Raw genomic sequence first — 25,998 nt, forward strand, 5'->3', positions numbered from 1 at the left:
CGGTCGAGCTTGCAAAGCGCGGCGCGCCGTCGAAACTGGCCGTTGGCCCAGCGACGGCCGCTCGGGCGGTCACGCGCGGGCCCGCAGCGCGACGGAGGTCTGGAAGAGCGCGCGGTCGCCCCGCTCGCCGGTCACGCGAAAGCGCACGACGGTCGGCAGGCCCTGCGCACGTCGGAGGCGCTGCCGGCCGCGGCGTGAGAGCACGAGCCGCAGGCGGACCGCGCTCCCGGCGCGCAGGCGCACGCTGGTGCTCCCGAGCGGCGCCGTGCGTCCTCGCACCTTCGCGGTGTACGTGCCGTGCACGCTGCAGGCCCGCGCGCAGGCGAGCGCGACCGTGCCGAAGCCGCCGCGGCGGTCCGGGCGCTTCGCGAGCCGCAAGAAGCGCGCGGTGGCGAGCGCTGGTCGCTTGGCTGCGGCGGGCGGGGCGGGGGCGGTCGGGGGTGCGGTCGGGACCTGGGGCTCGGGCGGTCCGGGCTCCACGGGTGCGGGCGGGGCCGTCGCGAACCCGTCCAGGGGCGTGATGGCCGCCGCTGCGCCGTCCGCCCGCGCGCTGTAGAGGAACGGCCGCCGCGCGCCGATGTACCCGGCGGTGCCGATGCCGGCGATCCGGTCGGGGGTCGCCGCGACGGCCGCGAAGCTCGACGGCAGGTAGGGGAACGGGTCCAGGACCCGCGCGCCGCTGGGCGCGAGCACATCCTCCGCGGGCTCCAGCGCCGCCGGTTCGAACGCCGCGACCGCGGCCCGTGCCAGCCAGCCCGCGGGCGTGCCCCAGCCGAGCTGCGAGCCGCCGACGAGCCAGCTGCCCGACGCGAGCCGGGTGAGCGCGGCCGTGCCCGTCGGCGCGCCGCCGCTGCCGAAGCTCAGCGCGCGCCGGCCGCCGGCGCCGCAGCGCGTGTCGGCGGTCAGGGCCGGGAGCGTGAAGCACTGGCCGTAGAGGGCGGTGCCGGAGAGCCCGACCGCGACGCCCGAGCCGGGGGCCGCTCCGACCGCGGTGAACGCGTCGCCGAGCAGCCCGCCGAGGTCGAAGGTCCGCGTGGCGCCCGGCAGCAGGTCGGCGCCGAAGCGGAACAGCGCGGCGTCGGTGCCGGAGAAGCCGGCCGCGATCGGGGCGCCGGAGGCGTCGAGCGCGACCGACGTGAAGCCGACGTTCGTGGCCGCGTCCGGGCCGCCGATGGTCGCGGAGGCGCGCACCGTGCAGGTGCCGCCGTCGACGATCGCGATGACGCCGCGGGTCGGCAGCGCGAGCGTCCCGCCGACGACCACCAGGTCGCGGCCGAGGGCCGCCGCGCGACCGGGGAGGATCGCCGTGCCGAGGCTGTTGACCGTCACGCCGGTCGGCCCGCAGGCACGTTGCAGCGTGCCGGTGTCGGGGTCGAGCTTGGCGACGACGAGCCCGCCGTTGCCGTAGCCGACGCTGTACAGGTAGCCGCCGGCGGCGACGAGGTCGGTCACCCCGTCGGCGGAGCCGAGCGCGCCCTCGACGCGCTCGAGCCAGTCGAAGCCCGCGGTCTGCGGGTTCCAGCGGCCGACGACGCTCGAGCGCAGGTCACCGCTGTGGAACGCGGAGCCACCGACGTACACGCGGCCGTCGGCGAGGGCGACCGCGGTGGCGTCGGCGTCCTGCGCCTGGGCCGGTGGTGCGGTCACGGCAGCGGTCGCGGCCAGCACGGCCGTCAGCACGCAGCGCTTCATCCTCGGGTTCCCTCTCCAGCGGACACTGGACCGCAAGGCTGTGCCCGATCGCGCTCGACGGCCACTGTCCCGAGGACCGGGTGGACCGCCCGCATGGGACAGCGGCGGGCCGCGCGCGACGCGCTTAGCGTCCCGCGGATGGACCAGCCCGTCATCGTCAGCGCGCTGCGCACGCCCGTGGGCACCTTCGGCGGCGCCTTCAAAGACATCCCCGCTCCGGCGCTCGCCGCTCACGCGATGCGCGCGGCGCTCGAGCAGGTCGACCTCCCACCGGACGCCGTCGACGAGGTGCTGCTCGGCTGCGTGCTGCAGGCCGGCCTCGGCCAGAACCCGGCACGTCAGGCCGCGATGGCGGCCGGCATCCCGCAGGAGGTGCCGGCGACCACGATCAACATGCTCTGCGGCTCGGGCCTGAAGGCCACGGCGCTCGCGGCGCAGATCATCCGCGCGGGCGACGCCGACGTCGTCGTGGCGGGCGGCATGGAGAACATGTCGCGCGCGCCGTACCTCGCGCCCACCGCGCGCTTCGGCGCGCGCATGGGGGACGCGGTGCTGATCGACTCGATGGTCAGCGACGGGCTCACCGACGCGTTCCACGAGGTCCACATGGGCGTGACGGCGGAGAACGTCGCCGACCAGTTCGGGATCACGCGTGACGAGCAGGACGCGTTCGCGGCCGGAAGCCAGCGGAAGGCCGAGCAGGCGCTCGCCGAGGGCGTCTTCCGTGACGAGATCGTGCCGATCGAGATCGTCGAGCGGCACGGCATCCGCGTCGTCGACACCGACGAGGCGCCGCGGCCCGGGACGACGATGGACGTGCTGGCGCGGCTGCGGACCGCGTTCCGCCCCGACGGCGGGACGGTCACGGCCGGGAACGCGTCGGGCCTCAACGACGGGGCCGCGGTGGTGGTCGTGATGTCGGCGCGCAAGGCGGTCCAGCTCGGCCTCGAGCCGCTGGGCACGGTCGAGAGCCACGCGTCGGTCGGCGTCGACCCGGCGGTCATGGGCATCGGGCCCGTGCCGGCCGTGCGCATGGCGCTCGCGAAGGCCGGGGTGGACCTCGCCGACGTCGACGTGTTCGAGCTCAACGAGGCGTTCGCGGCGCAGTCGCTGGCGGTCATCCGCGAGCTCGGCCTGGACCCGGAGCGGGTCAACCCGCACGGCGGCGCGATCGCGCTCGGGCACCCGATCGGCGCCAGCGGCGGCCGGATCCTCGTCAGCCTGCTGCACCAGATGCGCCGGACGAACGCCGAGCGCGGGGTGGCGGCGCTGTGCGTGGGCGGTGGCCAGGGCCAGGCGGCGGTGATCCGCAACGGCGTGCACGCGATCCCGGGGCGGACCGCCGCCGACGCCGCCCGCCTCCGGCTCGCGGCGCAGCCGGGGTTGGACGTCGGCCGGCCGGCCGTGTCATTGACGGTCGACTCGTGACCACGATCCGGGTGCGCTCCACCCGTCGGCCGGGGCGGCACGTCTTCGCGCTGCCGGTGGTGCGGGAGATCACGCCCAAGCGACCGCCGCGCAAGCCGCGGCCGCCGGCCCGCTGACGGCCCGCGTCGATGGTCCGGGTTCCGTCGTCCACCGGGACAGCGGACGTGCGGGCCTTCCGGGGTGATGATCGAGGCTCATCACCACCCGGGTGGCCTTGGCCGCCCGCTGACGTAGGAGCTACGACTGACATGTCCTCGCATCGCACGACCGTGGCGGCCGTCATCGCGACCCTGGCGTTCGCCGCGCCGGTCGCGACGGCCAACGCCGCGCCCGCCGGACCCACGGTGGATCCCACCGTCTGCGGCCTGTTCGGGCTCGCCCTGAGCCCGTGGGGGCCGACCTCGTTCTTCGGCGGGGCCGGCCTCGCCGACGTCCTCAACCGGGCGCGGACGTCGGTCAACTGCCCGGCGCCCACGCCGAAGCCCGGCCTGCCGGGCTGGCAGTTCCCCTGGTCCTGACGCCCGTGAGCGGTTGACCACCGTGGCGCTGCGCTTCGGCGCGGCGCCGCGGTGGTCGTTCCTCGTCCTAGGGGCGTGCGGCGTGGGCGATGTAGCCGGCGCCGCCGTAGCGCTCTTCGACCTCGACGTCGGGGACGAGCTCCGCGAGCCGTTCCCACGGGCACTGGAAGCCCGCGAACGTGCTGACGCAGTCGCGGTTCAGGTGCCAGGTCGTGCGGTTGAGCCAGAGCGCGCCGAGCCGTTTCCACGGCACCCACTTCGGTCCGCCGGCGGCGATGCGCCCGCCGCTGCGGACGTGCTCGAGGACGTTCGTGAGCGCGCTCGTCGAGCGCATCACGTCGTGCACGGCGCACAGGATCGCGCCGTCGGCGACGACGGGGATCTCGGCCTCTTCGGCGCCGGCGCAGATCAGCTCGACGTTGGTCCATCCGCGTCGGCGCACGAGCGCCTCGGCGAGCGTGAGCATCTCCGGGCTCGGCTCGATCCCGATCAAGCGGCCGGTCGGCCCGATCCGCTCGCGGATCTGCTCGAAGTTGCGGCCCGTGCCGCAGCCGACGTCGAGGATGACCTCTCCGGGACGCGGTCCGAGGCGTTCGACGAGCTCGCGGCGACCGAAGTCGCCACTCGCCGTACGCAGCTCGTAGCTGTGGGCCATCGCGCCGTAGCGGAGCTGTGAGCGCGCGCGGTCGGGCTCGCCGCCGCGCACTGCCTGGCGGACGGTGAGCGCCGCCGCGATCAACCCTCGCGGGCGTGCGTTGGCCATGTTCGTCAGTAGGTCGTGTAGGTGCATAAGACTCGTGGCGCCGCGGCGCGGACCGCTATACGGTCCCGGCCCGCAGGCCCCGCGCCGACTGGCCCAACGGCCGGTCGGCGCTGGCCCGTCCGGGGATCGCCTCGTCGTCACGCGCGCGGCCGCAGCCGTCGCGACACGAGCGCGGGCACCGCCAGCAGCACGAGGAGCGCCGCGATCGCGTAGGGCGCCGCCGACCGCACCTGCTTGGCCGTGGGCTTCAGGAACGCGAACGGCCCGGTCTCCACCGGCTCCGGCCGCGCCGCCTGGTGCCCCGTCCCGCGAGTGCGCGCGGTCGTGCCGTCGGCGGCCGCGGGCGCGGCCGCCCCGATCCCGGGCACGACCCGCACCGGGGTCACCGGCCCGACGAATCCATTGACGCCCGAGGAAGGCGCCGGCCCGAACCGACCCGGCCCGACGACGCTCACGCCGGGAGTCCGCGCCTGGCCGGAGACGCCCGGCCCGGAAGGCACGGCGGGCCCGTAGATCCCGCTCCCGGGCACGCCGGCGCCGCCACCCGGAGCCCCGGGCACCGCATCGCCCGGACCGGGCACGACCGGCAGACCCGGAGCCGGCCCACCGCCCGCCGGCCCGTCAGCACCGCCGGACGGCCCACGTCCGCCACCCGAGGGTCCGCGTCCGCCGCCGGAAGGTCCACGCCCACCGCCCGAGGGCCCGCGCCCGCCGCCAGAAGGCCCGATGATCGGCCCGACGCCGCCACCACCAGGCCCGATCGGCCCGCCACTGCCGGGCCGATCCCCGCCCGCGCCGCCGTGCCCGGGCCCGTCGCCGCGTCCGCCGCCGTCGTGGCCACCGCGCCCGCCACCGGGTCGCTCGCCGCCGTCGTGGCCACCGCGTCCACCGCCGGGCCGGTCGCCGCGTCCGCCGCCGTCGTGGCGACCGCCGCCGCGGCCGGGTCGCTCGCCGCGTCCGCCGCCGTCGTGGCCGCCGCGCCCGCCGCCCGGCCGGTCGCCGCGTCCGCCGCCGTCGTGGCCGCCGCGTCCGCCGCCGGGCCGGTCGCCGCGTCCGCCGCCGTCGCGTCCGCCGCGCCCGCCGCCGGGCCGCTCGCCGCGTCCGCCACCGCTGTCGCCAGGCCTGCCGCCTTCGCCGCCGCCGTGGCCGGGGTTGTCGCCGCGTCCGCCACCGCTGTCGCCAGGCCTGCCGCCTTCGCCGCCGCTGTGGCCGGGGTTGTCGCCGCGTCCGCCACCGCCGGGGCCGTCACCACGACCCCCGCCGCCGGGGCCGTCACCACGACCCCCGCCGCCTGGGCCGTCACTGCGCCCGCCGCCGCCGTGGCCAGGGCCGTCACCACGACCCCCGCCGCCTGGGTTGTCGCCGCGTCCTCCGCCGCCTGGGCCGGCACCGCCGCCTTGTCCGCCGCCTGGGCTCTCGCCGCGACCGCCGCCGCCTGGGCCGGGGCCATCGCCGGGGCTCTCGCCGCGACCGCCGCCGGGGTTGTCACCGCGTCCGCCACTGCCAGGGCCCGCGCCGTCACCGCCGGCGGGACCGGAGCCGCCATGGCCGCCGCGCCCGCCGCCGGGGGCTGCACCGCCGCCATGATCGCCAGGTCCCTCGACGTGGCCGGCGCCGTCGTCGCGTCCGCCGCCCTGGTTGGGGCCGGACCCTCCACCGTTGCCGGGGCCGCGGTCGGCAGGGTTGCCGCCGCCGGGGTCGGGCCCTTCACCGCTCCTGGGGCCGCCGCCACCGCCAGGGCCGCCGCCGCCCGGGCCGGAGCCGCCGTCAGATCCGGCTTGTCCGGCGCTGCGATCAGGGCCGGGGCCACTGCGGCCGCCGCTGTTCCCAGGGCCGCTGTCGCCGCGGAGGCCGACGCCGCTCTGGCCGGCGCTGTCATCGCGCTCGCCGGCCGGACCCGGGGCGCTCGTGGGCACGTCGTAGGTCGTGCCGCCCGGTGGGGTTGCGGCGAAGGGGCGGACGGCTTCGACCCCGGGCGGCCCGCCGTTCGCGTCGGGCGCGAGGCGGGCGGCCAGCGGGGGGTTCGGGGTCGTCGTCAGGCCCGGGAAGCGGGCCTGGTCGGTGGGGACCGTGGGGCGGGCGGCGTGGCCGTCCGTGTCGAGAGTCAGTGCGGCGGCCGCCAGGACGGCGCAGGCCGCGACTCCGGGGAGGAGCCGATGGGTCGAGACGCGGGGCATGCTGCAGCCAAGGCTGCGAGCGGCCCCGCGGGCGATTCCCTGGCCCCCGGTCCGGGCATGTCAGTCCACCGGGTCGGTCGTCGCGTCACCCAGGCGTATCGCCGCGCCGTCGGCGTGGGCGGAACGTCGGGTCCGCCCGCTCGAGGCCGCGGCGGCGCAGGGCGGCGGTAGTTGGACGTCGAACTCGAACCACTCGAGCTCCGCGCGCCTCGGCACCGTCGGGTGGACGGACGGCGGTCGCCGCCGCGCCGGACGCGTGAGCTCTTCAGGAGTCGATGAAGTCACGGATCGTGGTCACGTAGGCGTCGCAGACGTCGCGCCGGATCGCGGCGCTGCTCTCGGCGATCGGCACGAGCGCCGGCACCTTGGCGGCCCGGGCGCTCTCGACCTGGGCGTCCGCGAGCCGGCTGACCGTCGAGCTGTAGAGGTCGAGGTAGCGGTGCGTGACCTGGCGCGTGGTCTGGCGCCAGCGCTCGAGCGAAGCCGGGATGTCGACGCCGCCGAAGAGGTCCGTGTCAATCGGAGTCTGAGTGCTCATGAGGTCCTCCCGTCTTTGAGGCCACCCCCTTGACCGAGGTGACCCTGATGGCGCCGAAAGCTAGGACGGTCTCGGCCGCCGGACCACCTCTCGCACCGCCACATCACCCATTTGGGCCAACGGCCGCGCGGGGCGTGGACCCGGCTCCTCGCGCTCGGCTACAAGCCGGGCATGCTCGCTCCTCTCGCCGATCTCGTGGCCCCGCGGCGGCTCGTCACCGAATCGATGCGCGCGACCGGCGAGCTGGCCCGGATCGCGATCGGCCGCTCCGACGTCGCGCCCGCACCCACCGACCGCCGCTTCGACGATCCCGCCTGGACGCTGAACCCGGTGTACCGCCGCTGGGCGCAGACCTACCTGACGTACAGCGGCGTCCTCGACCGGCTCGCGGAAGCGCCCCGCCACCAGGGCGACTGGCGCCGCGCCGAGCGCGCCCGCTTCGTCGCGAAGCTGCTGGCCGACGCCACCGCGCCGACGAACACGCTCGCCGGCAACCCGGCTGCGCTCAAGCACGCGTTCGACACCGGCGGGGTGAGCTTGCTGCGCGGCGCGCGCAACGCCACCCGTGACGTCGTCCGCAACCACGGCCTGCCCAAGCAGGTCGACCGCCGGCCGTACGTCGTCGGCGAGAACCTGGCGGCCACGCCCGGTGCCGTCGTCTACCGCGACGACGTCTTCGAGCTCGTCCAGTACGCGCCGTCCAGCGCCTCGGTGCAGACGCTGCCCGTCCTGATGATCCCGCCGCAGGTCAACAAGCACTACTTCCTCGACCTCGCGCCCGGCCGGAGCATGGTCGAGTACCTCGTCGCCCGCGGCCTGCAGTACTTCACGGTCGTCTGGCGCAACCCGACGCAGGCCGACGGCGGCCGCTCGATCGACGACTACGTCGCGGCGCAGCTGCGCGCGGTCGACGTCGTCCTCGAGATCACCGGTGCCGAGTCGCTCAACCTGATCGGCGTCTGCGCCGGCGGCCTGACGACCGGCCTGATGCTCGGCCACCTCGCCGCGACCGGCCAGGCGGAGCAGGTGACCTCCGCGACGTTCGCGATCAGCATGATCGACACGCGGCACCCCAACCCGATGGGCATGCTCGCCACCGGCGACGTGCTGCGCGACGTGGCGCGCGACGCGGACGCCCGCGCCGTCTACGACCGCCGTCGGATCGGCCGCGCGTTCGCGTGGCTGCGGCCCGACGACCTCGTCTTCAACTACGTCGTCAACGACTGGCTGATGGGCAAGGACGCGCCCGCGTTCGACATCCTCGCGTGGAACGACGACGGCTCGGACCTGCCCTCGCGCTTCTTCAGCGAGCTGCTCGACCTGTACGTCCACAACCACGCCGCCCAGCCCGGGCGCGTGGACGTGCTCGACGTCCCGGTCGACCTGCGGTCCGTCACCTGCGACAGCTTCGTCGTCTCCGGCATGCGCGACCACATCACGCCGTGGGACTGCGGCTACGAGACCGCCCGGCTGCTCGGCGGCCGCAGCGAGGTCGTCGTCACGACGACCGGTCACATCCAGACGATGGTCAACCCGCCCGGCAAGCCGCGGGCGCGCTACTTCGCCGGCCCTGAGCCGGGCCCCGAGCCGCAGCAGTGGCTCGACGCGGCGACCGAACACGAAGGCTCGTGGTGGCCGCGCTATGCGGACTGGCTGCTCCATCGCTCCGGCGAGGGTCGTGCGGCTCCGGGGCGGCTCGGCAGCCGCCGCCACCGGGTGTTGGACCCGGCGCCCGGTCGCTACGTGCACGGCTGAGCGGCTAGGCGCTCGGCAGCGCCGCGCCTTGGGCCAGCAGCAGCTCGTAGCGGCGGGCGGCGCGCGCCTCCCGCTCGAGCTCGCACACGTAGAGCTCGAACGGCAGCTCGCGGGCGTAGGACGGAGCGGCGCACCAGCGCTGCCACGCCTCGTCGAGGAACGTGCAGGCCTGGCGCCACACGAGGTAGGCGGACAGCGCCTCCTTGATCAGCGCGTCACGGGAGGGCTGGACCGGTGGATGAGCGTTGACGGTGTCCATCCCGGCAGCGTCGCGGCGGCCGACCCGGGGCAGAACTGGCCGCCGGACCCGCCCCGTCCGGTCCGACGAACGCTCGACCTACGCCCGCCCGCGGTCCAGCGCGACCCCGGCGACGGGCCAGGCCCCGGCGCTCGCCGGCCGACCAGCCTCGAGGCACAAGTACCCATCGGGCAAGGAGCTCCTCGCCATGCATCGACCGACGCGCATCGCGACGCTGGTAGGCGTCGCCGTGACGCTCACCGCGGCCGCGCCCGCCGCTGCCGACGCCGCCTCGGCGTCCACGCCACGTTCCTCGGACCAGGTGTGCCTGTCCGGGGTCCTGGACCTCGGCCCGTTCGGCCCGTACGGACCGTACGGCGCCAGCGGGCCCTACGGCCCCAACGGCCCGCTGCACGACCGGCCGAACCCGATCGGCGACGCCGCCCAGTGCGGCGGCCTGATCACGTTCATCCTGCGCGGCGGCACGCTCGACTCGTTCATCCAGGCGAACATCGACTCGGCGAAGCCGCGCTGAACGACCGGTGGCGCGGCGGCTCGAGCCGCCGCGCCACCTTGGTCAAGGCCGGCTCGCCGGCAACGGGAGGATCACCGGCGCAGGACCGCCGCCCGCACACGCGGGTTCAGGTCGGCAGCCCGGCCACGGCCCGCCGAACTCCGGCGCGGCGCCTGAGCTGGGGGCCTCCCGGCAGACCACGGACAGGCCGAGGATCGCGGCCGCGCTCAGCAACGCGGCCGACGCGACCGCGAGCAGGCGCGCCGAGCGCGCCGGCGCGGAGGCGGAGCGCTCGGCCCCGTCCTCCGCGGGCGCTTCGCTCACCGCGGCGGCGCGAACGCGCCTTGGAACCCGGTGAACGCGGCCTGCCAGCCACTGCGCGCGGCCGCCGCGCCGGCCTGCCAGCCGCTCTGGGCGGCGGCGGCGCCGGCCTGCCAGCCGCTCCGCGCGGCGTCCGCACCGGCCTGCCAGCCGGCGAGGCCCGCCTGCCAGCCGGCGAGCCCGGCGTCCCAGCCGGTCTGCGCGGCGGCGATGCCGGCCTGCCAGCCGTCGATCGCGGCGGCCGTGCCGGCCGCCTGCGCGGGCGGGGGCGTCGCCGGCGGCGCGGCGGCGTGCGCCCCGGCCACCGGTCCGGCGGCGGCGATCGCGCCGGCCAAGGCCGTCAGGGTCACGACCCGCTTGAGCGTGGACATAGAACCGTCTCCTTTCACCGCGCGCCTGAGGCGCGACGGCGCTTGCGTGTTCAGGTTGCGCACAGTCGATGCTGGAGCCCGCGGGGAGGGGTCACGCCTGTCCCCGCGTCCGGTCGGCGCTGACCGCTTAGCCCTCATCGGTGGGCCAGGCGAGCACGCCGCGGAACAGCGCCAGGAACTGCTCGGCCGCGGTGCGGTCGAACTCGGCGTGGCGGTAGCGCAGCGTCAGGTGCATGCGGCCGCCGTGCGTGAGCACGCCGAGGGCCGCGCCGAGCGGCATCCGGCCGGGGGGCGAGAAGCGGACCGCCTGCACGGCACCGGGCAGTGGCGGCAGCGTCCCGAGGTTCGACAAGCTCGCCGTGTCGACCACGACGTCGCCCGTCAGCGGGATCAGGTCGACGAGCCGGTGCTTGGTGGCGATCGTCGAGAGGCTCGGGCCGGCGAGCAGGTCGACGACCACGCCCGCCAGCCCGTGGCGCTTGATCTCGCTCGTCTGCGCCGCGACCGCTTCGGCGGTGGCGCGGACGCCGTGCGGCGCGATCGGCATGACGATGCTCACGTAGGAGGCGAAGTTGCCGACGACCTCGTCCCGCCACGCCGGCGGCCGCAGGTTGACCGGCATCGTGAGCGTGATCGGCCACGCCCGGCGCCCGTGTGCGACGTTCCAGCGCCGCGCCGTCACCGCCAGCGCGGCGAGCAGGACGTCGTTGACCGTGGCGCCCTCGGGCCGGGCGCGCACGAGCGCGTCGGTCTCCGCGGCGGTCAGCGCCGTGTGCGCGACCCCGTACCCCGGCCGGTCCTCGCCCCCGGAGCGCGCGAGCCGGGCCGGTGGCACCGCGGTTGCGGCGGCGTGGCGCAGGATCGCCCCGCGGCGCAGATGCCGGTCCGCGGGCGTCTTGGCTCCTGCGAGCTGCGTCACGTCGCGCACGGCGAGCGGGTCCAGCAGCGGTGCGGGATCGGTCTCGCCCGCGTACGCGAGCAGGATCGAGCGCATCAACCGCGCCGCGGCGATCCCGTCGCCGGCCGCATGGTGGAGGTTCAGGACCAGCGCGTCGCCGTCCGGGCCGTGCGCGAGGAGGACCGCGAACGGCGGTGCGGTCGTGAGGATGGGGGAGCGGCCCAGCAGCGCTTCGCGCGCCGCGTCGACGTCGGCCTCGGTCGCGCACTCGGCGACGGTCAGCGGGACGGCGGGCGACTCCGCGATCCGCCAGTGGTAGCGACGGTCGTAGGGGCGGGCGTCGGCGAGGGAAGCTCGGGCGATCGGGTTCCGGCGCATGGCGGCCGCGATTGCGCTCGCGAGCCGGTCGGCGTCGAGGCGCTCGCTGAGCAGAGCCTCGAAGTGGACGTTCCATGGCTCGGCGTCCCGATCCAGGACGAGGAAGTGCTCGTCGAGTCGATCCAGCGGAACGGTGTTGGCCATGGATCCAGCGTGTACGGCGTCCGGCACGAGACGCTGGACCAGAGGGCCCGCCGGCGCCGTCCGTGGGGCCGGGACCGATCACGTCAGTGCGCGTGCACGGGCTCCAGCGCCTCCTCGGGAAGCGCGCCCGCGAGCTGCGCGCGCGAGCTGATCCCGAGCTTGGCGAAGATCTTGCTCAGGTGGTACTCGACCGTACGTGGGCTGATGTACAGGCGCGTGCCGATCTCGGCGTTCGTCATCCCGTCCGACGCGCACTGGGCGATCTGCCACTCGCGCTCGGTGAGCCCGTCGCCGGCCTGCGTGCCGCGTTGGCGCGCCGTGCTGCCCGTCGCGCGCAGCTCCTGGGCGCTGCGCTCCGCGAAGGCGCGCGCGTCCATGCCCACGAACTGCGAGTGGGCGTCGAGCAGCATCGCGCGCGCGTCCCGTCGCCGGCGTTCGCGGCGGAGCGCCTCGCCGTACAGCAGCTTGGCGCGGGCCAGCATCGGCAGGACGCGGGCGCGGGCGAGCCGGGCGATCGCGACGCGGTAGTGCACCTCGGCGGCGGGACCGTCGCTCATCACCGCGGTGGCGAGGGCTTGCACGCCGGTCGCCCAGTCGGTCGCCACCGCGCCCGTGATGGCCTTGAGCTCGGCGAGCGCCTCGGCCGCGCGGGCGTGCTCACCGGCCCGCACGCCGGCTTCCACGAGCTCGGGCAGCGCCCACGGCTTGAACGGCGTCCCGACGGCGCGCTCGGCGGCGTCGAGCGCCTCCTCGTACTCGCCACGGGCGTTGCCGATCAGCGCGGCCGCCCAGTCGGCGCCGCCGTCACGGCGCTCGGAGGCGAGCACGGTCTCGACGTCACGATCGTCACCGCGCCACGCCGCGTGCACGAGCGCGCCGTAGCCTGCGGTGCGCTGATGCACGGCACCCGACCGCAGACGCAGGTCGCGCAGCGCCGCCCGGGCTCCGCTCGGGTCCCCGGCCAGCACGCGCGCCGACGCGCGGGCGTCGAGCGCGTCGGGCAGCATCGCCAGCGCACCGGTGTCCTGGCCGAGCTGGCGTTGGCGCTCGGAGAGCACGTCGAAGGCCTCGTAGTCCCAGAGCTCGGCCGCCACGCGCGAGACCAGCGGCAGCCAGTCGAGCTCCTCGTCGAGCGTGACGCGCCGTTCGACGAACGCGTCGATCGCACGGCGGTGCGCCGGCACGCCGGCGGCGAAGCCGTCCGTCCACCGCTGCGCCAGGCCGTGCAGCAGCAGCTCGCCGACCGTCTCCGGCTGCTGGGCCGACGCCGGCCCCGCGTCGGCCGCGATCGCGGCGCGCGCGCCGTCGGACTCGGCCCGGACCCACGCCTCGAGGTAGCAGCCGCGGGCGAAGCGCGCGTCGAGCGGCTCCAGCCGCCGGGCGATCGCCTGGAGCTGCGCGGCCGCGTCGTCGCCGTTGCCGATCCGTGCGCGCATGACGTCGGCCTCGGCCTGCTGGAAGGTGGTGAGCGGTCCCGCCTCGGCCACCGCCAGCATCTCGACGACGGAGTCGACCTCGCCGGCGCGCTGGAGCGTCCGCGCGGCCGCCAGCGCACGGACGACCCGCCGCGCGGGGTCGGAGGTCAGGGCGGTCGCGCGTTCGAAGAACGCACCGGCGGCGGCGAGCCCGCCTCGCGCGTGCGCGCGCGTCACCGAGCGCTCGAGCTCGTCGGCGACCGCGTCCGCCGGCCCCGCGGTCGCGAGCGCGAGGTGCCAGGCGCGCATGTCCGCGTCGGCGTCGGCGTCGGTGACCGCGGCGAGGGCACGATGGACGGCCGAGCGCGCCTCGGGTGAGGCGGTCGCGTACACGGCGGCCCGCAGGCGCGGGTGACGGAACCGCACGTAGCCGTTGAACTCCGCGAGGCCCGCGGCGGCCGTGGCCGCCTCCGGGCCGATCCCCTCGTGCGCCGCCGCGCGCCACACCACCTGCGCGTCACCGACGGGCTCGGCCGCCGCGATCAGCAGCAGGTACCGGGTGGGCGTGGGGAGGGCGTCGAGGTCCGTCTCGGGCTCCGGCGGCGGCGTGGTGCGGGGGACGGCGAACCCGCCGGCGAGCTCCGCGGCCGAGAGCTCGCGGCAGGCCTCGAGCAGCGCTCCCGGCCGGCCGCCGGTCTCGGCGGTCAGGCGGCCGATGACGCGCTCGTCGATCCGGCCGACCACGGCCGACCGCAGCAGCGCGCGGGCGTCGGCGCGGTCCAGGCCCGAGACGTGCAGCTCGGGCAGCGAGTGCAGCTCGCGCGTGTGCTCCGCGCCCTCGACGGCGACCACGATCGCGATCCGCTGGTCCGCGAGACGCCGGGCGATGAAGCCGAGCACCTCGGTCGACGCGCGGTCGAGCCACTGCACGTCGTCGACGAGGCACAGCAGCGGCCGGTCCGCGGCGGCTTCGGTGAGCAGGCCGAGCGCCGCCACCGACACGAGGAACTCGCGCGGGGCGGGGCCGTCACGCAGGCCGAGCGCGATCGCGAGGGCGTCCCGGCGCGGTCGCGGCAGCCGGTCGAGGTAGGCGACCAGCGGGGCGCAGAGCTGGTGCAGCCCGGCGAACGGCAGCTCCCGCTCCTGCTCCACCCCGACCGCCCGGACCACACGGGCGGTGCCCGCCACGTGCGCGGCCTCGTCGAGCAGGGCGGTCTTCCCGGCACCCGATTCGCCGCGTACGACGAGGGCGCCGCCGCGACCGCGGCGGGCGTCATCCAGCAGTCCCTTCAACATCGCGCCTTCACGGTCGCGTCCGAGCAGCATTGTCAGACAGTTTCCCTGGTGAGCGGCTACGTGTCATCGGCCAGGAGGGCAAGATCACCCATCGGCCGTGAGGTTGAGGCGGCCCGCGGGCGTACGTCTCAGGAACGACGCCCGCGTGGCGCGCGTATCACGGCGCCGGTGTGCCGGTGCCCTGCCCGAGCAGCGCGAGCAAGCTGATCGGGAACGTGAACGGGAACGGCCACGGCGACCACGGCTTCCCGTCCGGGCCGCAGAAGGCCGGGAACGGATAGCAGGGGATCTGGCTCCCGGGGGAGCCCGGCGTCGCCGCGGTCGCGGTGCCGACCGGCGCGGCGAGCGCCAGCGCGGCGACCGTGGGGACGATCGCGAGCAGCTTGCGGGGTGCGGTCATGGTTCTCTCGCTCCAAAGGAAGTCCGGCGGCTGAGGCGGACGCCGGTCATCGACAGCGGGACGTCGCGCACACGGCGACGGGCCTCACCGACTGAAGCGCCATGCTCGTCGCGCGGCCCCCGTGGTCAAGCTGCCCCGCGGGCGCGTCCGCGCTGGCCCTCGGACCCTGCGGGAGCCTGCGGCCCAGAAGGCCGACGGGCTCTGGCACATCGGCCAGGGATCGGGCTGCCGCCGGCCGGGACGCTCGACCGGAGGCGCCGCCGGTGCACGGTCGTGGACCGCGGCGCGCCGCCCCGTTACCAGGAGACGCCGCCGATGACCGAAGGAGTTCGTGTGGAGACCCTCGCACGCCCCGAGCGCTACACGCGCGCGCAGCTGGAGCGCGCGATGTGGATCGCGCGGGTGCTCGAGCGCGGGTCGCTGGTGCTGTGCGAGCCGCCCCGTGGCTGATGCCGGCGGTCCTCGCGCCGACCCCGGCTGGGGACGGACTAGGGGCGGCGACTGGGGAGCCCCAGATGCGAAGCCCTGGCGGGGCGAGGAAGCTCGGTCGTCGGAGGCCCCATGCATCAGATCAACGCTGAAACATCCCCTGACCCCATCGTCCGCACCGCCCCGGTTCTGCGTCCGGTCGAAGCCCTGTCCGCCATCCCGGCGCTCGGCTCCGACTCGGTCGACCTGGGCGCGCTCGCGGACCTCGCCACCGCGTCCGCGGTCGACGCCGCCGACCGGGCGCGCGCGGCGCTCGCGCCGCTGCTGGAACACGACGCCCTCGTGCTCGTGACCCCGGCCGCGGCCGAGCTGCCCGTGCTGATCGCCGGGCCACGCGGCCTGACGGACGGCCTGTCGGCGATCGACTGGCGGTGCGCCGTCGAGGACCGCGTCGCCCCAGAAGGCAGCGCCGTCCGCTTGCGCTTGCCCGACCTGGACTGCGGGCTCGATGCGGCCGGCTGGGCGGCGACGTCCGGCCGCGTGCGCGTCTCGCTCGTCGTCGCCGCGCGCGGCCGGCTGCAGATCGAGCCCGCCGGTGAGCGCGCCGCGATGCTCGTGGCGATGCTGGCCGCGGCGCGGATGCGCCGTGTCGACGAAGACCCGGCGCCCGGCACGCTCGCGTTCTCGCGGGCCGTCAGCCGCGAGCGGGAGCGGGTGCGCGCGGAGCTCAACACGCGCCACGCCGCCACGCTCTCCGGCATCCTGCAGACGCTGCGCAGCGCGACGTGGCCGGGCGGCTCCCGCAACACGCCGCCGGCGGTGATCGAGACGGTCGACCGCGCGTCGCACGCGCTGCTGGACATCGAGACGCTCAACGCCTTGCACGACGAGGCCGACCGGGTGCCGCTGCGCAAGACGTTCGGCGAGACCGAGAGCGAGGTGCGCGGCATCGTGCACGCCGCCCGGCTGCGCGTGCTCGCCGACCTCGACGCCCGCGAGGACTTCCAGGTTCCGCGCGCGATCGCGCAGGCCGCCCGGTTCGTGACCGCCGGCGCCGCGTTGCGCGCCGCCCGCGGTTCGGGCGGTGACCGGCTGCGCGTGCTGTGGCGGCTGAACGGCTCGACGCTGACCGTCGTCATCGCCGACAACGGCGCCGCGAGCGCGGGCGACGAGCCGTCGGCCATGCTGGCCGAGCTCGAGCGCCGGATCGGCGGCCTCAACGCGCAGTTCGAGTGCGACTCGCGCTCGTACTGGGGCACGACGCTCACCTGCCGGCTGCCGCTGCACGACTCGGCCGCGGCGCCGGAGACACCGGCGGTCAAGCGGCTCGCCGAGCTGCGCGACCGCGAGCGCGAGGTGCTCGAGCTGATGATCGCCGGGCTGCGCAACCGTGAGATCGCCGACCGCCTGTTCATCAGCGTCCGCACGGTCAAGTTCCACGTCTCGAACGTCCTGCGCAAGCTCGACGTCGACTCGCGGACCGCCGCGATCGCGCTCGCGCACACCGCCGGCATCACCGCCCCGACGAGCGCGCTCGAGCCCGACCCGGGGCTCGAGCCGGCGGTGCCGGCCACGGCGCGCTCGACGACGCTGCGCGCCGCGCGTTGAGCCGGTCGCAACGCCGCTCCGGACGGGCCCGCCTCGGCGGGCCCGTCGCCGTGCTGGCGGCGCTCGCCACGGGCTGCGGCGGCGGTGGGCCCAGCCCACCTCCCGCGCCCCCGCCGCCGACGGTGGTGGACTCGCCGACGTGCCGCCCACCGCGGGCGCATCCGGCGCCGGTCGTGCTCGTGCACGGCACGTTCGCGGCCACCTCGTGGGCCGCCATCGGGCCGGCGCTCGCGCGCCGCGGGTACTGCGTGCGGATCTTCCGCTACGGCGCCGACGGCACCGGCGACATCGTCGCCTCCGCCGACCAGCTCAAGACGTTCGTCGACGCGCTGCGGGCCCGCACCGGCGCCGGCCGCGTGGCGCTGGTCGGCCACTCGGAGGGCGGGCTGGTGGCGCGCTACTACGTCCGCTTCCTCGGCGGCGCCGACCACGTCGACGACCTCGTGGGGCTCTCGCCGTCCAACCACGGCACCAACAACCCGTTGGCGCTGGGCGGCGCGCTGCTCGGCTGCACGGCGTGCGAGCAGCAGCTGGCGTGGGGCTCGAGCCTCCTCCTGCGCGTGAACGCGGGGGACGAGACGCCCGGCCCGGTCGACTACACGTCGATCCAGACCCGGTACGACGAGGTCGTGATCCCGTACACGTCGGCGTTCCTCAGCGGGCCGCCCGCGCGCGTCACCAACGTCACGCTCCAGGCCGACTGCCCGGACGACGTCAGCGGCCATCTGGACACGCCGCTCGACCCGGTCGCGGTGCAGTGGGTGCTGGACGCCCTCGGGCGCCCGGGCCCGGCACGCCCGGGCTTCCGGCCGCGGTGCGCCGCGTCGTGAGTCACGGCCGCGACGAGTACGCCGCGCGCAGGAGCAGCAGCCGCGACGCCGCCAGGCTGCGTCGCGGGTCGCTGTAGGGCACGTTCGCGAGCAGGCGCTTCCAGGCCGGCGCGTCGTCCTGCCCGGAGCGGGTCCGGACCCACGCCCACAGCGCCTCGGGATCGTCGCTGCTGATCACCGCGTGCCGCACCCAGGCGTCCAGCGCCTCGCGCTCGCGGACGATGCCCGGCGCCTCCGACTGCGGGAGCAGCGGCCCCGGATAGGCGTGCGCCGCCGCCCGCACCGCGCCCCGGGTGAGCAGGGCCTCGACGTGGCGGGCGTCGGTGTCCACCGGCACGGTGAGCCGGTACGGGGCCGCGTCGATCCATGGTCCCAGGCGCTTGCGGACGCGGTGCACGAGCACGCGGACGGTGGCGGAGGAGCCGCGGTCGCCGCGCAGCTCCGCGGCGAGCTCCTCCGCGTTGAGGCCACGCGGGTGCCGTTGGAGCAGGGTCAGCAGCTCCAGCCCGGCGAGCCCGAGGTCGAGGGCGCGGCCGCCCAGGTGGGCGCCGGCGGCGTCGAGCACCGTGAGCGTCAGCGTGGGGCGGAGGTCCGCGGAGCCCTCGTCGACGAGGGCGAGAGATGGGCTCCGGCCGGTCCGCGGGGGAGGGCCGGAAGGCGTGGGCGGGCGCCTTCCGGCCTCTGCGTCACCCCAGGGCGGCGCGCTGCTCACCGTCTCCTCTGCCGGTCGCATGGCCACCGCGTGCAGCGTCGCAACCCACGCGCCCGCGCGCATCCGGGGGTGCCCAGTCTCGTCCCCAGTCGTGCGGACCGGGGTGGGGGAGGAAACGCGCGGGAAACCTGGGCGCGGTTACAACTCGTCGAACGATGCGCCTGCGCTCGACCCACTGCCCCCCAAAGCGCCCCGTGCGCCTAAACCAGGCCCGGCCCGGGCACGACCCCGCCCCTGCGTGGCCGCCGGCCTCCCTCCCATAGGAACCCAGTGAGCGGAGCCGTCGGCCAGTCCCGTGGCCGGCGGCTCCCGAACTGGGCGGGGCTACTTGTCGGCGTCGCGCAGGAACGTCAGGACGGCCAGCACCCGGCGGTGCTCCGCGGCCCTGGGGATGAGCTCGAGCTTCTGGAAGATGCTCGTGACGTGCTTCTCCACGGCCGCTTCGGTCACGACCAGCGTGGCCGCGATGCCCTGGTTGGACTTGCCCTCGGCCATCGCGGCCAGCACGTCGCGCTCGCGCGCGGTGAGCAGGCCGACCGGGCTGTCGGGGGACCGGCGACCGAGCATCCGGCCGACGACCTCGGGGTCCAGGACGCTGCCGCCGCCGGCGACGCGGTTGACGGCCTCGACGAACGCGTCGACGTCGCCGACGCGCTCCTTGAGCAGGTAGCCCACGCCCTCCGGGCGCTGGCCGATCAGGTCCAGGGCGAAGCGGGGCTCGTAGTACTGCGACAGGACCAGGACCCCGGTCTCGGGACGCCGGCGGCGCAGCTCGATCGCCGCGCGCAAGCCGTCGTCGGTGCGCTCGGGTGGCATGCGCACGTCCACGACGGCGACGTCGGTCTGGTAGGCGAGCGCCTTGCGCAGCAGGGCGTCGGCGTCGCCCGCGAGCGCGACGACGTCGAATCCGGCCTCGGTCAGGAGACGAGCGATCCCCTCGCGCAGAAGCACATCGTCCTCGCCGATGACCACCCGCACGGGGGATGACAAGTCAGGCCTCCTAGTGTGAGGTCGTGTTCATGTCAGCGACAATACCGTGAGCGCAGGACGAACTCCGCGCTCACGTCGAGTCGTCGGCACCAACGTGCCGACCGTCGGCGTAGATCATGCCGCGACTGGATGCAGACGAGAGCGCGGGCGCGCGCGGCCGATGTGCGTCACGGTCCCGATTGGCTTCGGTGCCGCCGAGTGGCCGCGGGCCGCACCAGACCGGGCCGGCGGTGCCGCGCTCACGCGCGTGCCGGGGCGGACGAGGCCGAGCTCGTAGGCCAGCACCACCAGCTGCGCCCGGTCGCGCACGTTGAGCTTGGACAGCACGCGGCTGACGTGCGTCTTCGCCGTCGCGCGCGTGACGAACAGCCGCGCGGCGATCTCCTCGTTGCTGAGGCCGTGCGCGACGAGCGTCGTCACCTCGCGCTCGCGGGCGGTGAGCTCCTCGAGCCCCTCGGGGGTGCCGCACACGACCTCGGGCCGCGCGACGAAGTCGTCGACCAACCGGCGTGCGAGGACCGGATCGAGCATCGCGTCACCCGCGGCGACGGCGCGGATGGCCGTGATCAGCGTCTCCGGCTCGGTGTCCTTGAGCAGCAGCCCGTCCGCGCCGGCGCGCAGCGCGCCGAAGACGGCCTCCTCGCTCTCGGAGGTCATGAGCATCACGACGCGCGCGGAGCTGGTGACCTCGTGCTCGAGGATCCGCCGGGTCGTCGCGAACCCGCCTCCGCCGGGCAGGTCGGCGTCGATCAGCACGACGTCGGGACGCGTGGCGCGGGTCACGGCGACCGCCTCGTCGCTCGACGCCGCCGCGGCGGTGACGACGACGCCGTCCTGGCGCTCGAGCAGCAGGCGGAAGCCCGCCCTGGCCAATCCCTGGCCCTCGGCGATCACGACCTGCAGCGGAGCGCTGGGCACGGCGAACGCGTCGGTGAACGGCAGGCTCTGCAGTGTCTGGGGCATGTCGTCTCCTCAAGAGAGAGCAGCGGAAGCCAGACTCTCCCTCGCCAAAGGTCGAGCTGCCATGCCGCCGGACCCCACTTCCTGTTCCGGGGGACCCCCGGACATGGTCGGGCCAGCCCTACTGTTGGCCGGACAACTCTGGCTGCCCCTACCCCGCACGGCCCGGGACTTGCGATCATCCCGGGCGATGACCAGCAACGTTCTCGTCGTCGATGACGATCCGGCGTTTCGCGGACTCGCCCGTCGTCTGCTCGTCGTCTTCGGGCTCGGCTACGCCGGCGAGGCGGATTCGGCCGCCACGGCGCTGGCCGCCGCGGGGTCGCTCCGGCCCGACGCGGTGCTGGTCGACGTCGGGCTGCCGGACGCCAACGGGATCACGCTGGCCGGCGAGCTGACGGCGCTGCCGTGGCACCCGCGGGTCGTGCTGACCTCCAGCGACGCGGAGGCCGCGTCCGCCGCCGACGTGCGCCGCAGCGGCGCCGCGGCGTTCGTGCCGAAGGATCAGCTGCCGAACGCCGCGCTCCGCACGCTGCTCGGCGGCTCGTCGCTCTAGCCCCGCCGGCGGCTCGCGCGCTCGCGGGCCTCGTACTCGGCGAAGTCGTGCTCGAACTGCGGCCACCAGGACAGGTCGCCGTCACCGCCGTTTGACGGTGTACGCGGCCGACGGGTCAGGTTGCCGCCCCCGTCGTCGTCTTCACCGTCCGCGCGGTCGGGCCGCTCGCGGCGCTCACGGCGCGTCTTGATCCAGAGGATCAGGCCCACCACCACCGCGCCCACGCACAGCATCGCGAACACGATCAGCACGGCGGACATGAGCACGACGATCAGCGGCCACATCGCCCGATCATCGTCCAGCGGCGCGCCCACCGGTGTTGGCCTTTGGGCCGATGTTCGCGCGACCTCCGCTCGGGTGCTGGGGCCCCACCCGGCGCGCGACCATCGGGCCTTGCCCTTCTGCGCCCAGACGATCATCGCGCCCGTCACCCTCGCCGTCGACTCGCTCGGGGCGGCGGCCACCGCGGCCGCGTTCGCCGGGGCGCTCGGCGCCGAGCTCGTGCTCGCCGGCATCACGCCGCTCGTCCCGTTCGACATCGAGCACCTGCTCGAGGACCGCCTGCCCCGGCCCCTCGCCGACCAGCACATCCTCGACCGGATGGTCGCCGAGCGCCTGGAAGAGGTCACGTCCGCCCTCGCCGCGGGCGTGCGTGCCCGGACGCTGCTGCTACGCGGCTCGGTCGGGGCGACGCTCGTCAAGGCCGCCGCCGCGACCGGCGCCGACCTGATCGTCGTCCCGCTGCGGGACGAGAGCGAGTTCCCGGACCGCTACGTGCTGCACCACAGCGACGTGCCCGTGCTCGTCGTACCCACGCGGCGGACCGCGTTCGCCGGATAGCGGGTGGGCGGCGACGGTGCCCGCTGCGCGGCGCGTCCCCACGCTGGTCCGGCGGCTCGCCGGCGCCGTGCGGCCGCAGCACCGGTCGGATGAGATCGCCACGCTCAGACGCTCCTTCACCACCATGGAGCGGTCGCTGGAGGCCTCGCGCGACGAGCTCCGGCTGCTCGCCGCCGAGCAGGCCGCGTTGCGGCGGGTCGCGACGCTCGTCGCCCGCGGCGTGCCCGCGGACGAGCTCTTCGACGCGGTCACCGACGAGGTCTGCGAGCTGCTGGACGCCGACGAGACGCAGCTGCTGCGCTACGAGCGCGACGGCACCACGCGCGTGGTCGGTCCCGGCGACGACCCCGCCGCCACGGAGGCCCGCCGGATGGCGGCGCGGGTCCGGCTGGGCGGGCGCCCGGTCCGCAGCGGCTCCCACGCCGACCGCTGCTCGGTGGCCGCGCCGGTCGCGATCGAGGACCGCCTGTGGGGCGCGATGGTCGCGACCTGGGCACACGGCGGCACGTCGACCGTCGACGTCGAGGCGCGGATGGCGCAGTTCACCGACCTGGTGGCGACCGCGATCGCCAACGCCGAGAGCCGCTCCGCGCTCGCCGCCTCACGCGCCCGCGCGGTCGCGACCGCGGACGAGACGCGCCGGCGGATCGAGCGCGACCTGCACGACGGCGCGCAGCAGCGGCTCACGCACACCGTGATCACGCTCAAGTTCGCGCTCGCTGCGCTGGACGACCACGCGCCGGCCGCGGAGCTCGTGCGCGAGGCGCTCGAGCACGCGGAGCGCGCGACGAGCGAGCTGCGCGACCTCGCGCACGGCATCCTGCCCGCCGCCCTGCGCAGCGGCGGGTTGGACGCCGGGATCGAGACGCTCGTCGCCCGGCTGCGCCTGCGCGTGACGGTCGACGTCACGCGCCGGCGCTTCTCGCCGGCGCTCGAGGCGACCGCCTACTTCATCGTCGCGGAGGCGCTGACGAACACGGTCAAGTACGCGGACGCGAGCAGCGCTCGGGTGTGGGCGCACGTCCGCGGCGAGGTCCTGCACGTGCGCGTCAGCGACGACGGCGTCGGCGGCGCGCGCGTCGCGGGCAGCTCCGGCCTCCTGGGGCTTCAGGACCGCGCGGCCGCGCTCGACGGCACGTTGCGGGTCACGAGCCCGCCGGGCGGCGGCACGGTGGTGGAGGCCACGCTGCCGCGCACCGGGCCGGCGTGAGGCTCAGCCGACGGCGAGCAGGTCGGCGCGATGCCCGCTCAGCACCGTGCGCAACGTCGCCGGGGCGTGCCCGGTCAGGCGCTCGAACGTGGGGTCGACGACGTCGAAGAAGCCGTGGCGGACCGCGCGCCCGAACGCCGTCATGTGGAACGCGATCGGGGCCGGCGTCCCGATCCCGAGCAGGATCGAGGTCAGCAGCGCGTCGCTGACGGGCACGAGCTTGATCGGGCGGCCCGCGAACCCGTCGTAGAGCTCGACGAGGTCACGCGCCGACAGCCGTTGCGAGCCGGTGATGTCGTAGGTCTGGCCGTCGTGGTCATCGCCGGTCAGCACGACGGCCGCGGCCTCGGCGCAGTCCACACGCGAGATCGGCACGATCCGGCCGGCGCCGTTGTTGGACACCATCTGCCCGTTGTGGATCGCGGTCGCCGCGGGCGGCAGCACCAGCTCGGCGAAGTTGGTGAAGCGCAGGATGGTCCAGCGCATGCCGCTGCGCATCAGCATCCCCTCCGTCATGCCCTGCTCCCACGCGTGCGGGCCCAGCGGGTTCGCGGCCACGGGGTTGACGTTGGAGGTGAACACGACGTGCTCGACGCCGGCGGCGGTGGCGGCGTTGATGGCGGCCCGATGCTGGCCGGCGCGGCGCCCGATCGCGTCCGTGCTGATCAACAGCATCCGGGTGCCGCCCGCGAACGCGCTCCGCAGCGAACGCCGGTCGTCGAAGTCGCCGTAGCGCACCTCGACGCCTTGCTCGCTCGCGGCGTGCAGCGCCTCCGGGCGCCGCGTCACGAGGATCAGGGCCTCCGGGGGGACGACGTCCAGCAGCTGCTCGGTGACCAGGCGGCCGAGATGCCCGGCCGCTCCGGTGATGATGATCTTCGAGGTCTCCACCGGATCGACCGTAAGCCGCGTCCGGCGTCGTGACCCGATCCGAAGCGACGGGTGCGACCGTACGAGAGGCCAGCCCGAGGCGCTCGCCACAGCGCTTTTACTGGGTCGATGCCTTTCGCCAGCAACGGTGCCGCCAAGCTGCATTGGGAGAGCTTCGGGACCGGCCCAGCGGTGCTGCTGATCGCGGGTCAAGGGATGACGGGGGCCGCCTGGTGGTCCTCGATCCCGATCCTGCAGCGGTCGTTCCGCGTGATCGTGTACGACCACCGCGACACGGGCCGCAGCAGCCGCTCGACCTTCCCGTACTCGGTCGTGCAGCTCGCGCAGGACGCGGTCGCCGTCCTCGACGCGGCCGAGGAGGATCGCGCGCACGTGTACGGCGTCTCGCTCGGCAGCCTGGTCGCGCAGGAGCTCGCCCTGCGCTACCCCGACCGTGTCCGCCGGCTCGTGCTCGGCGCCAGCTCCGCCGGCGGCTTCGCCGCCTACAAGCCCTCCGCCTCCTCGTTCGCGCAGACGTTCCTCGTCCGCGCCGGCGCCATGGGGGCGGAGGAGGCGCAGTGGGCGGCTGTCCCGTACACGTACGCGCGACGGACCCGCCGGTCGCACCCGGAGCGGATCGCCGAGGACATCGAGCACCGCCTGGCTGCGCCGCCCGAGGCGCTCGCCTACCTGCATCAGGCCGCGGCCGTGGCCGCCCACGACGCGTACGAGCGGTTGAACACGCTCGTCGCGCCGACGCTCGTCGTCCACGGCGAGGAGGACGTCTTCATCCCGCCGGCCAACGCGGTCGTGCTCGCCGAGCGGATCCCGGGCGCGCAGCTGCGGCTGTGGCCGGACGCCGCGCACATGTACATGATCGACCAGCCCCGCGCCGACGAGGAGATCACGGACTTCCTCGCGGCCGGCGTGCCGGTCGGCGCGGGTTCGACCGGCCAGCGGGAACCGTCCCCATGGCCAGTCGGCGACCTCGAAGGCCCTGACGAAGCTGCCGGGCGTGCTCGAGAACCTGACTCCAACAACGGCGGCGGCCGACGATGACCGCCCACGCCAGGCCTGCCTGACGATCGGGATCCCGCGCGAGACCGCGGACCGTGAACGGCGCGTGGCGCTCGTGCCCGAGGTGGTGCGGCGGCTGCGCACCGCCGGGCACGAGGTCGTCGTCGAGCCGGGTGCGGGGCTCGCCGCCGGCGTGTCCGACGCCGCGTTCGCGGCGGCCGGGGCCGCGCTCGGCGACCCGTGGGACGCCGACGTCGTCGCGAAGGTCTCACCGCCGCGCGACGGCGAGATCGCCCGGCTGCGCCCGGGCACGATCCTCGTCGGGTTCCTGAACCCGCTCGGGGACCCGGACGGGCTGGCCGCGGTCGCGGCGACGGGCGCCACGGCGCTGGCGATGGAGCGGATCCCGAGGATCTCGCGCGCGCAGTCGATGGACGCGCTGTCGTCGCAGGCCACGATCGCCGGCTACCGCGCCGTCGTGGTCGCCGCGCTCGAGCTGCCGCGGCTGTTCCCGATGTTCATGACCGCGGCCGGGACGGTGCCGCCGGCGCAGGTGCTCGTGCTCGGCGCGGGCGTGGCCGGCCTGCAGGCGATCTCGACGGCTCGGCGGCTGGGCGCGGTCGTGACCGCGTTCGACGTGCGCAGCGCGGTCAAGGAGCAGGTGCAGTCGCTCGGCGCGAAGTTCTTCGAGGTCGCGGGCGTCGGTGACGCCGAGGCCGTCGGCGGCTACGCGCGTGAGCTCACGGCCGCCGAGCAGGAGGCCCAGCGCGCGGCCCTGGCCGCGCAGATGGCGCGCTCGGACGTGATCATCACCACTGCCCAGGTGCCCGGCCGGCCGGCGCCGACGCTGGTCCCGGCCGACGCCGTGGCGGCGATGAAGCCGGGCTCGGTGGTCGTCGACCTCGCCGCGGAGACCGGCGGCAACTGCGCCCTCACGCGCCCGGGGGAGACCGTCCTGACCGACAACGGCGTCAAGGTCCTCGGCCCGCTCAACCTGCCGAGCGAGATGCCCGAGCACGCGTCCTCGCTGTACGCGCGCAACGTCCTGGCCCTGCTGGAGCTGGGCTTCGACTTCGACGACGAGGTCATCCGCGGCGCCTGCGTCGTCCGTGACGGGGCGGTGGTCTGAG

At 75.7% G+C, this 25,998-nt stretch carries 28 protein-coding genes; 12 read left to right on the forward strand and 16 right to left on the reverse strand.

What is annotated here, in order from left to right:
* Positions 1-69: 69 nt before the first annotated feature.
* Entirely contained in the window at positions 70-1,692 is a 1,623-nt protein-coding gene (locus C8N24_RS24045; RefSeq protein ID WP_121254931.1) for a hypothetical protein, read from the reverse strand.
* Positions 1,693-1,830: 138 nt separating this feature from the next.
* Between C8N24_RS24045 and C8N24_RS24050 the strand changes: the two genes are divergently transcribed.
* Together C8N24_RS24050 and C8N24_RS24055 are read left to right on the forward strand one after the other, a co-directional pair.
* Entirely contained in the window at positions 1,831-3,120 is a 1,290-nt protein-coding gene (locus C8N24_RS24050; RefSeq protein ID WP_121254933.1) for an acetyl-CoA C-acetyltransferase, read from the forward strand.
* A 248-nt stretch (positions 3,121-3,368) separates the two neighbouring features.
* Positions 3,369-3,638 (forward strand): hypothetical protein, encoded by a 270-nt coding sequence (locus C8N24_RS24055; RefSeq protein WP_121254935.1) that lies wholly within the window; start codon positions 3,369-3,371, stop codon positions 3,636-3,638.
* A 67-nt stretch (positions 3,639-3,705) separates the two neighbouring features.
* On the opposite strand, the gene C8N24_RS24060 is transcribed toward C8N24_RS24055, so the two are convergent.
* The 4 genes from C8N24_RS24060 to C8N24_RS24070 all read right to left on the reverse strand — a co-directional run bounded on the left by C8N24_RS24060 (position 3,706) and on the right by C8N24_RS24070 (position 7,116).
* Positions 3,706-4,401: a class I SAM-dependent methyltransferase gene (locus tag C8N24_RS24060; RefSeq protein ID WP_170179370.1), complete on the reverse strand. Its 696-nt coding sequence runs from the start codon at positions 4,399-4,401 to the stop codon at positions 3,706-3,708.
* Positions 4,402-4,538: 137 nt separating this feature from the next.
* Positions 4,539-4,856 (reverse strand): hypothetical protein, encoded by a 318-nt coding sequence (locus tag C8N24_RS34260; protein ID WP_170179371.1) that lies wholly within the window; start codon positions 4,854-4,856, stop codon positions 4,539-4,541.
* The gene (locus tag C8N24_RS34265) at positions 4,853-5,977 is read right to left on the reverse strand and encodes a hypothetical protein (RefSeq protein ID WP_170179372.1); all 1,125 of its coding nucleotides are present in this window, start codon (positions 5,975-5,977) and stop codon (positions 4,853-4,855) included. The genes C8N24_RS34260 and C8N24_RS34265 overlap by 4 nt, the downstream gene beginning before the upstream one ends.
* Before the next feature lie 866 nt (positions 5,978-6,843).
* Complete coding sequence (locus tag C8N24_RS24070) at positions 6,844-7,116, reverse strand: hypothetical protein (protein WP_121254941.1); 273 nt, start codon at positions 7,114-7,116, stop codon at positions 6,844-6,846.
* Between the two features lie 171 nt (positions 7,117-7,287).
* On the opposite strand from C8N24_RS24070, the gene C8N24_RS24075 reads away from it, so the two are divergent.
* The gene (locus C8N24_RS24075) at positions 7,288-8,871 is read left to right on the forward strand and encodes a PHA/PHB synthase family protein (protein ID WP_147447961.1); all 1,584 of its coding nucleotides are present in this window, start codon (positions 7,288-7,290) and stop codon (positions 8,869-8,871) included.
* Positions 8,872-8,875: 4 nt separating this feature from the next.
* On the opposite strand, the gene C8N24_RS24080 is transcribed toward C8N24_RS24075, so the two are convergent.
* The gene (locus C8N24_RS24080; RefSeq protein ID WP_121254945.1) at positions 8,876-9,130 is read right to left on the reverse strand and encodes a hypothetical protein; all 255 of its coding nucleotides are present in this window, start codon (positions 9,128-9,130) and stop codon (positions 8,876-8,878) included.
* A gap of 187 nt (positions 9,131-9,317) precedes the next feature.
* Here C8N24_RS24080 and C8N24_RS24085 point away from each other — a divergent pair, with 187 nt between their 5' ends.
* A complete protein-coding gene (locus C8N24_RS24085; RefSeq protein ID WP_121254947.1) occupies positions 9,318-9,644 on the forward strand; it encodes a hypothetical protein in 327 nt (108 codons plus the stop codon).
* Positions 9,645-9,686: 42 nt separating this feature from the next.
* Here C8N24_RS24085 and C8N24_RS24090 read toward each other — a convergent pair whose 3' ends face one another.
* The 5 genes from C8N24_RS24090 to C8N24_RS24110 all read right to left on the reverse strand — a co-directional run bounded on the left by C8N24_RS24090 (position 9,687) and on the right by C8N24_RS24110 (position 14,846).
* The gene (locus tag C8N24_RS24090) at positions 9,687-9,947 is read right to left on the reverse strand and encodes a hypothetical protein (protein ID WP_121254949.1); all 261 of its coding nucleotides are present in this window, start codon (positions 9,945-9,947) and stop codon (positions 9,687-9,689) included.
* Positions 9,944-10,315, reverse strand: coding sequence for a hypothetical protein (locus C8N24_RS24095; protein ID WP_121254951.1), 372 nt, complete (start codon positions 10,313-10,315; stop codon positions 9,944-9,946). The genes C8N24_RS24090 and C8N24_RS24095 overlap by 4 nt, the downstream gene beginning before the upstream one ends.
* 127 nt (positions 10,316-10,442) lie before the next feature.
* A complete protein-coding gene (locus C8N24_RS24100) occupies positions 10,443-11,735 on the reverse strand; it encodes a condensation domain-containing protein (RefSeq protein ID WP_121254953.1) in 1,293 nt (430 codons plus the stop codon).
* 83 nt (positions 11,736-11,818) lie between these two features.
* Entirely contained in the window at positions 11,819-14,476 is a 2,658-nt protein-coding gene (locus tag C8N24_RS24105; RefSeq protein ID WP_121254955.1) for a helix-turn-helix transcriptional regulator, read from the reverse strand.
* Positions 14,477-14,603: 127 nt separating this feature from the next.
* Positions 14,604-14,846, reverse strand: a complete 243-nt coding sequence (locus C8N24_RS24110; protein WP_121254957.1) for a hypothetical protein — start codon at positions 14,844-14,846, stop codon at positions 14,604-14,606.
* 315 nt (positions 14,847-15,161) lie between these two features.
* Between C8N24_RS24110 and C8N24_RS35425 the strand changes: the two genes are divergently transcribed.
* The 3 genes from C8N24_RS35425 (at position 15,162) to C8N24_RS24120 (ending at position 17,713) form a co-directional block, all read left to right on the forward strand.
* Complete coding sequence (locus tag C8N24_RS35425; RefSeq protein WP_281272665.1) at positions 15,162-15,296, forward strand: hypothetical protein; 135 nt, start codon at positions 15,162-15,164, stop codon at positions 15,294-15,296.
* Between the two features lie 111 nt (positions 15,297-15,407).
* Positions 15,408-16,883 carry a helix-turn-helix transcriptional regulator gene (locus C8N24_RS35430; protein WP_121254959.1) on the forward strand — a complete coding sequence of 492 codons (1,476 nt, stop codon included), beginning with the start codon at positions 15,408-15,410 and terminating at the stop codon, positions 16,881-16,883.
* Positions 16,880-17,713: an esterase/lipase family protein gene (locus tag C8N24_RS24120; protein ID WP_121254961.1), complete on the forward strand. Its 834-nt coding sequence runs from the start codon at positions 16,880-16,882 to the stop codon at positions 17,711-17,713. Before C8N24_RS35430 ends, C8N24_RS24120 begins: the two co-directional genes overlap by 4 nt.
* Before the next feature lies 1 nt (position 17,714).
* Here the strand turns inward: C8N24_RS24120 and C8N24_RS24125 are convergent, their stop codons facing one another.
* The 3 genes from C8N24_RS24125 to C8N24_RS24135 all read right to left on the reverse strand — a co-directional run bounded on the left by C8N24_RS24125 (position 17,715) and on the right by C8N24_RS24135 (position 20,378).
* Entirely contained in the window at positions 17,715-18,278 is a 564-nt protein-coding gene (locus C8N24_RS24125; RefSeq protein ID WP_170179374.1) for a helix-turn-helix domain-containing protein, read from the reverse strand.
* A gap of 471 nt (positions 18,279-18,749) precedes the next feature.
* A complete protein-coding gene (locus C8N24_RS24130) occupies positions 18,750-19,403 on the reverse strand; it encodes a response regulator (protein WP_121254965.1) in 654 nt (217 codons plus the stop codon).
* Positions 19,404-19,529: 126 nt separating this feature from the next.
* Positions 19,530-20,378: a response regulator gene (locus C8N24_RS24135; RefSeq protein ID WP_121254967.1), complete on the reverse strand. Its 849-nt coding sequence runs from the start codon at positions 20,376-20,378 to the stop codon at positions 19,530-19,532.
* 187 nt (positions 20,379-20,565) lie between these two features.
* Here C8N24_RS24135 and C8N24_RS24140 point away from each other — a divergent pair, with 187 nt between their 5' ends.
* Positions 20,566-20,931, forward strand: a complete 366-nt coding sequence (locus C8N24_RS24140; RefSeq protein ID WP_170179375.1) for a response regulator — start codon at positions 20,566-20,568, stop codon at positions 20,929-20,931.
* Here C8N24_RS24140 and C8N24_RS24145 read toward each other — a convergent pair.
* Positions 20,928-21,215 (reverse strand): hypothetical protein, encoded by a 288-nt coding sequence (locus C8N24_RS24145; protein WP_147447962.1) that lies wholly within the window; start codon positions 21,213-21,215, stop codon positions 20,928-20,930. The two genes, C8N24_RS24140 and C8N24_RS24145, sit on opposite strands and share 4 nt — an antisense overlap.
* 109 nt (positions 21,216-21,324) lie before the next feature.
* Between C8N24_RS24145 and C8N24_RS24150 the strand changes: the two genes are divergently transcribed.
* Positions 21,325-21,771 carry a universal stress protein gene (locus C8N24_RS24150; protein ID WP_170179376.1) on the forward strand — a complete coding sequence of 149 codons (447 nt, stop codon included), beginning with the start codon at positions 21,325-21,327 and terminating at the stop codon, positions 21,769-21,771.
* A gap of 16 nt (positions 21,772-21,787) precedes the next feature.
* Positions 21,788-22,981, forward strand: a complete 1,194-nt coding sequence (locus C8N24_RS24155) for a sensor histidine kinase (protein WP_121254975.1) — start codon at positions 21,788-21,790, stop codon at positions 22,979-22,981.
* Between the two features lie 3 nt (positions 22,982-22,984).
* Here C8N24_RS24155 and C8N24_RS24160 read toward each other — a convergent pair whose 3' ends face one another.
* Entirely contained in the window at positions 22,985-23,872 is an 888-nt protein-coding gene (locus tag C8N24_RS24160) for an NAD(P)H-binding protein (RefSeq protein ID WP_170179377.1), read from the reverse strand.
* 108 nt (positions 23,873-23,980) lie between these two features.
* On the opposite strand from C8N24_RS24160, the gene C8N24_RS24165 reads away from it, so the two are divergent.
* Positions 23,981-24,910 (forward strand): alpha/beta fold hydrolase, encoded by a 930-nt coding sequence (locus C8N24_RS24165; protein ID WP_121257953.1) that lies wholly within the window; start codon positions 23,981-23,983, stop codon positions 24,908-24,910.
* Between the two features lie 19 nt (positions 24,911-24,929).
* A complete protein-coding gene (locus tag C8N24_RS24170; RefSeq protein WP_211340215.1) occupies positions 24,930-25,997 on the forward strand; it encodes a Re/Si-specific NAD(P)(+) transhydrogenase subunit alpha in 1,068 nt (355 codons plus the stop codon).
* Position 25,998 lies beyond the last annotated feature (1 nt).

Source organism: Solirubrobacter pauli, from assembly GCF_003633755.1.
In the GTDB taxonomy this organism is placed as follows: domain Bacteria; phylum Actinomycetota; class Thermoleophilia; order Solirubrobacterales; family Solirubrobacteraceae; genus Solirubrobacter; species Solirubrobacter pauli.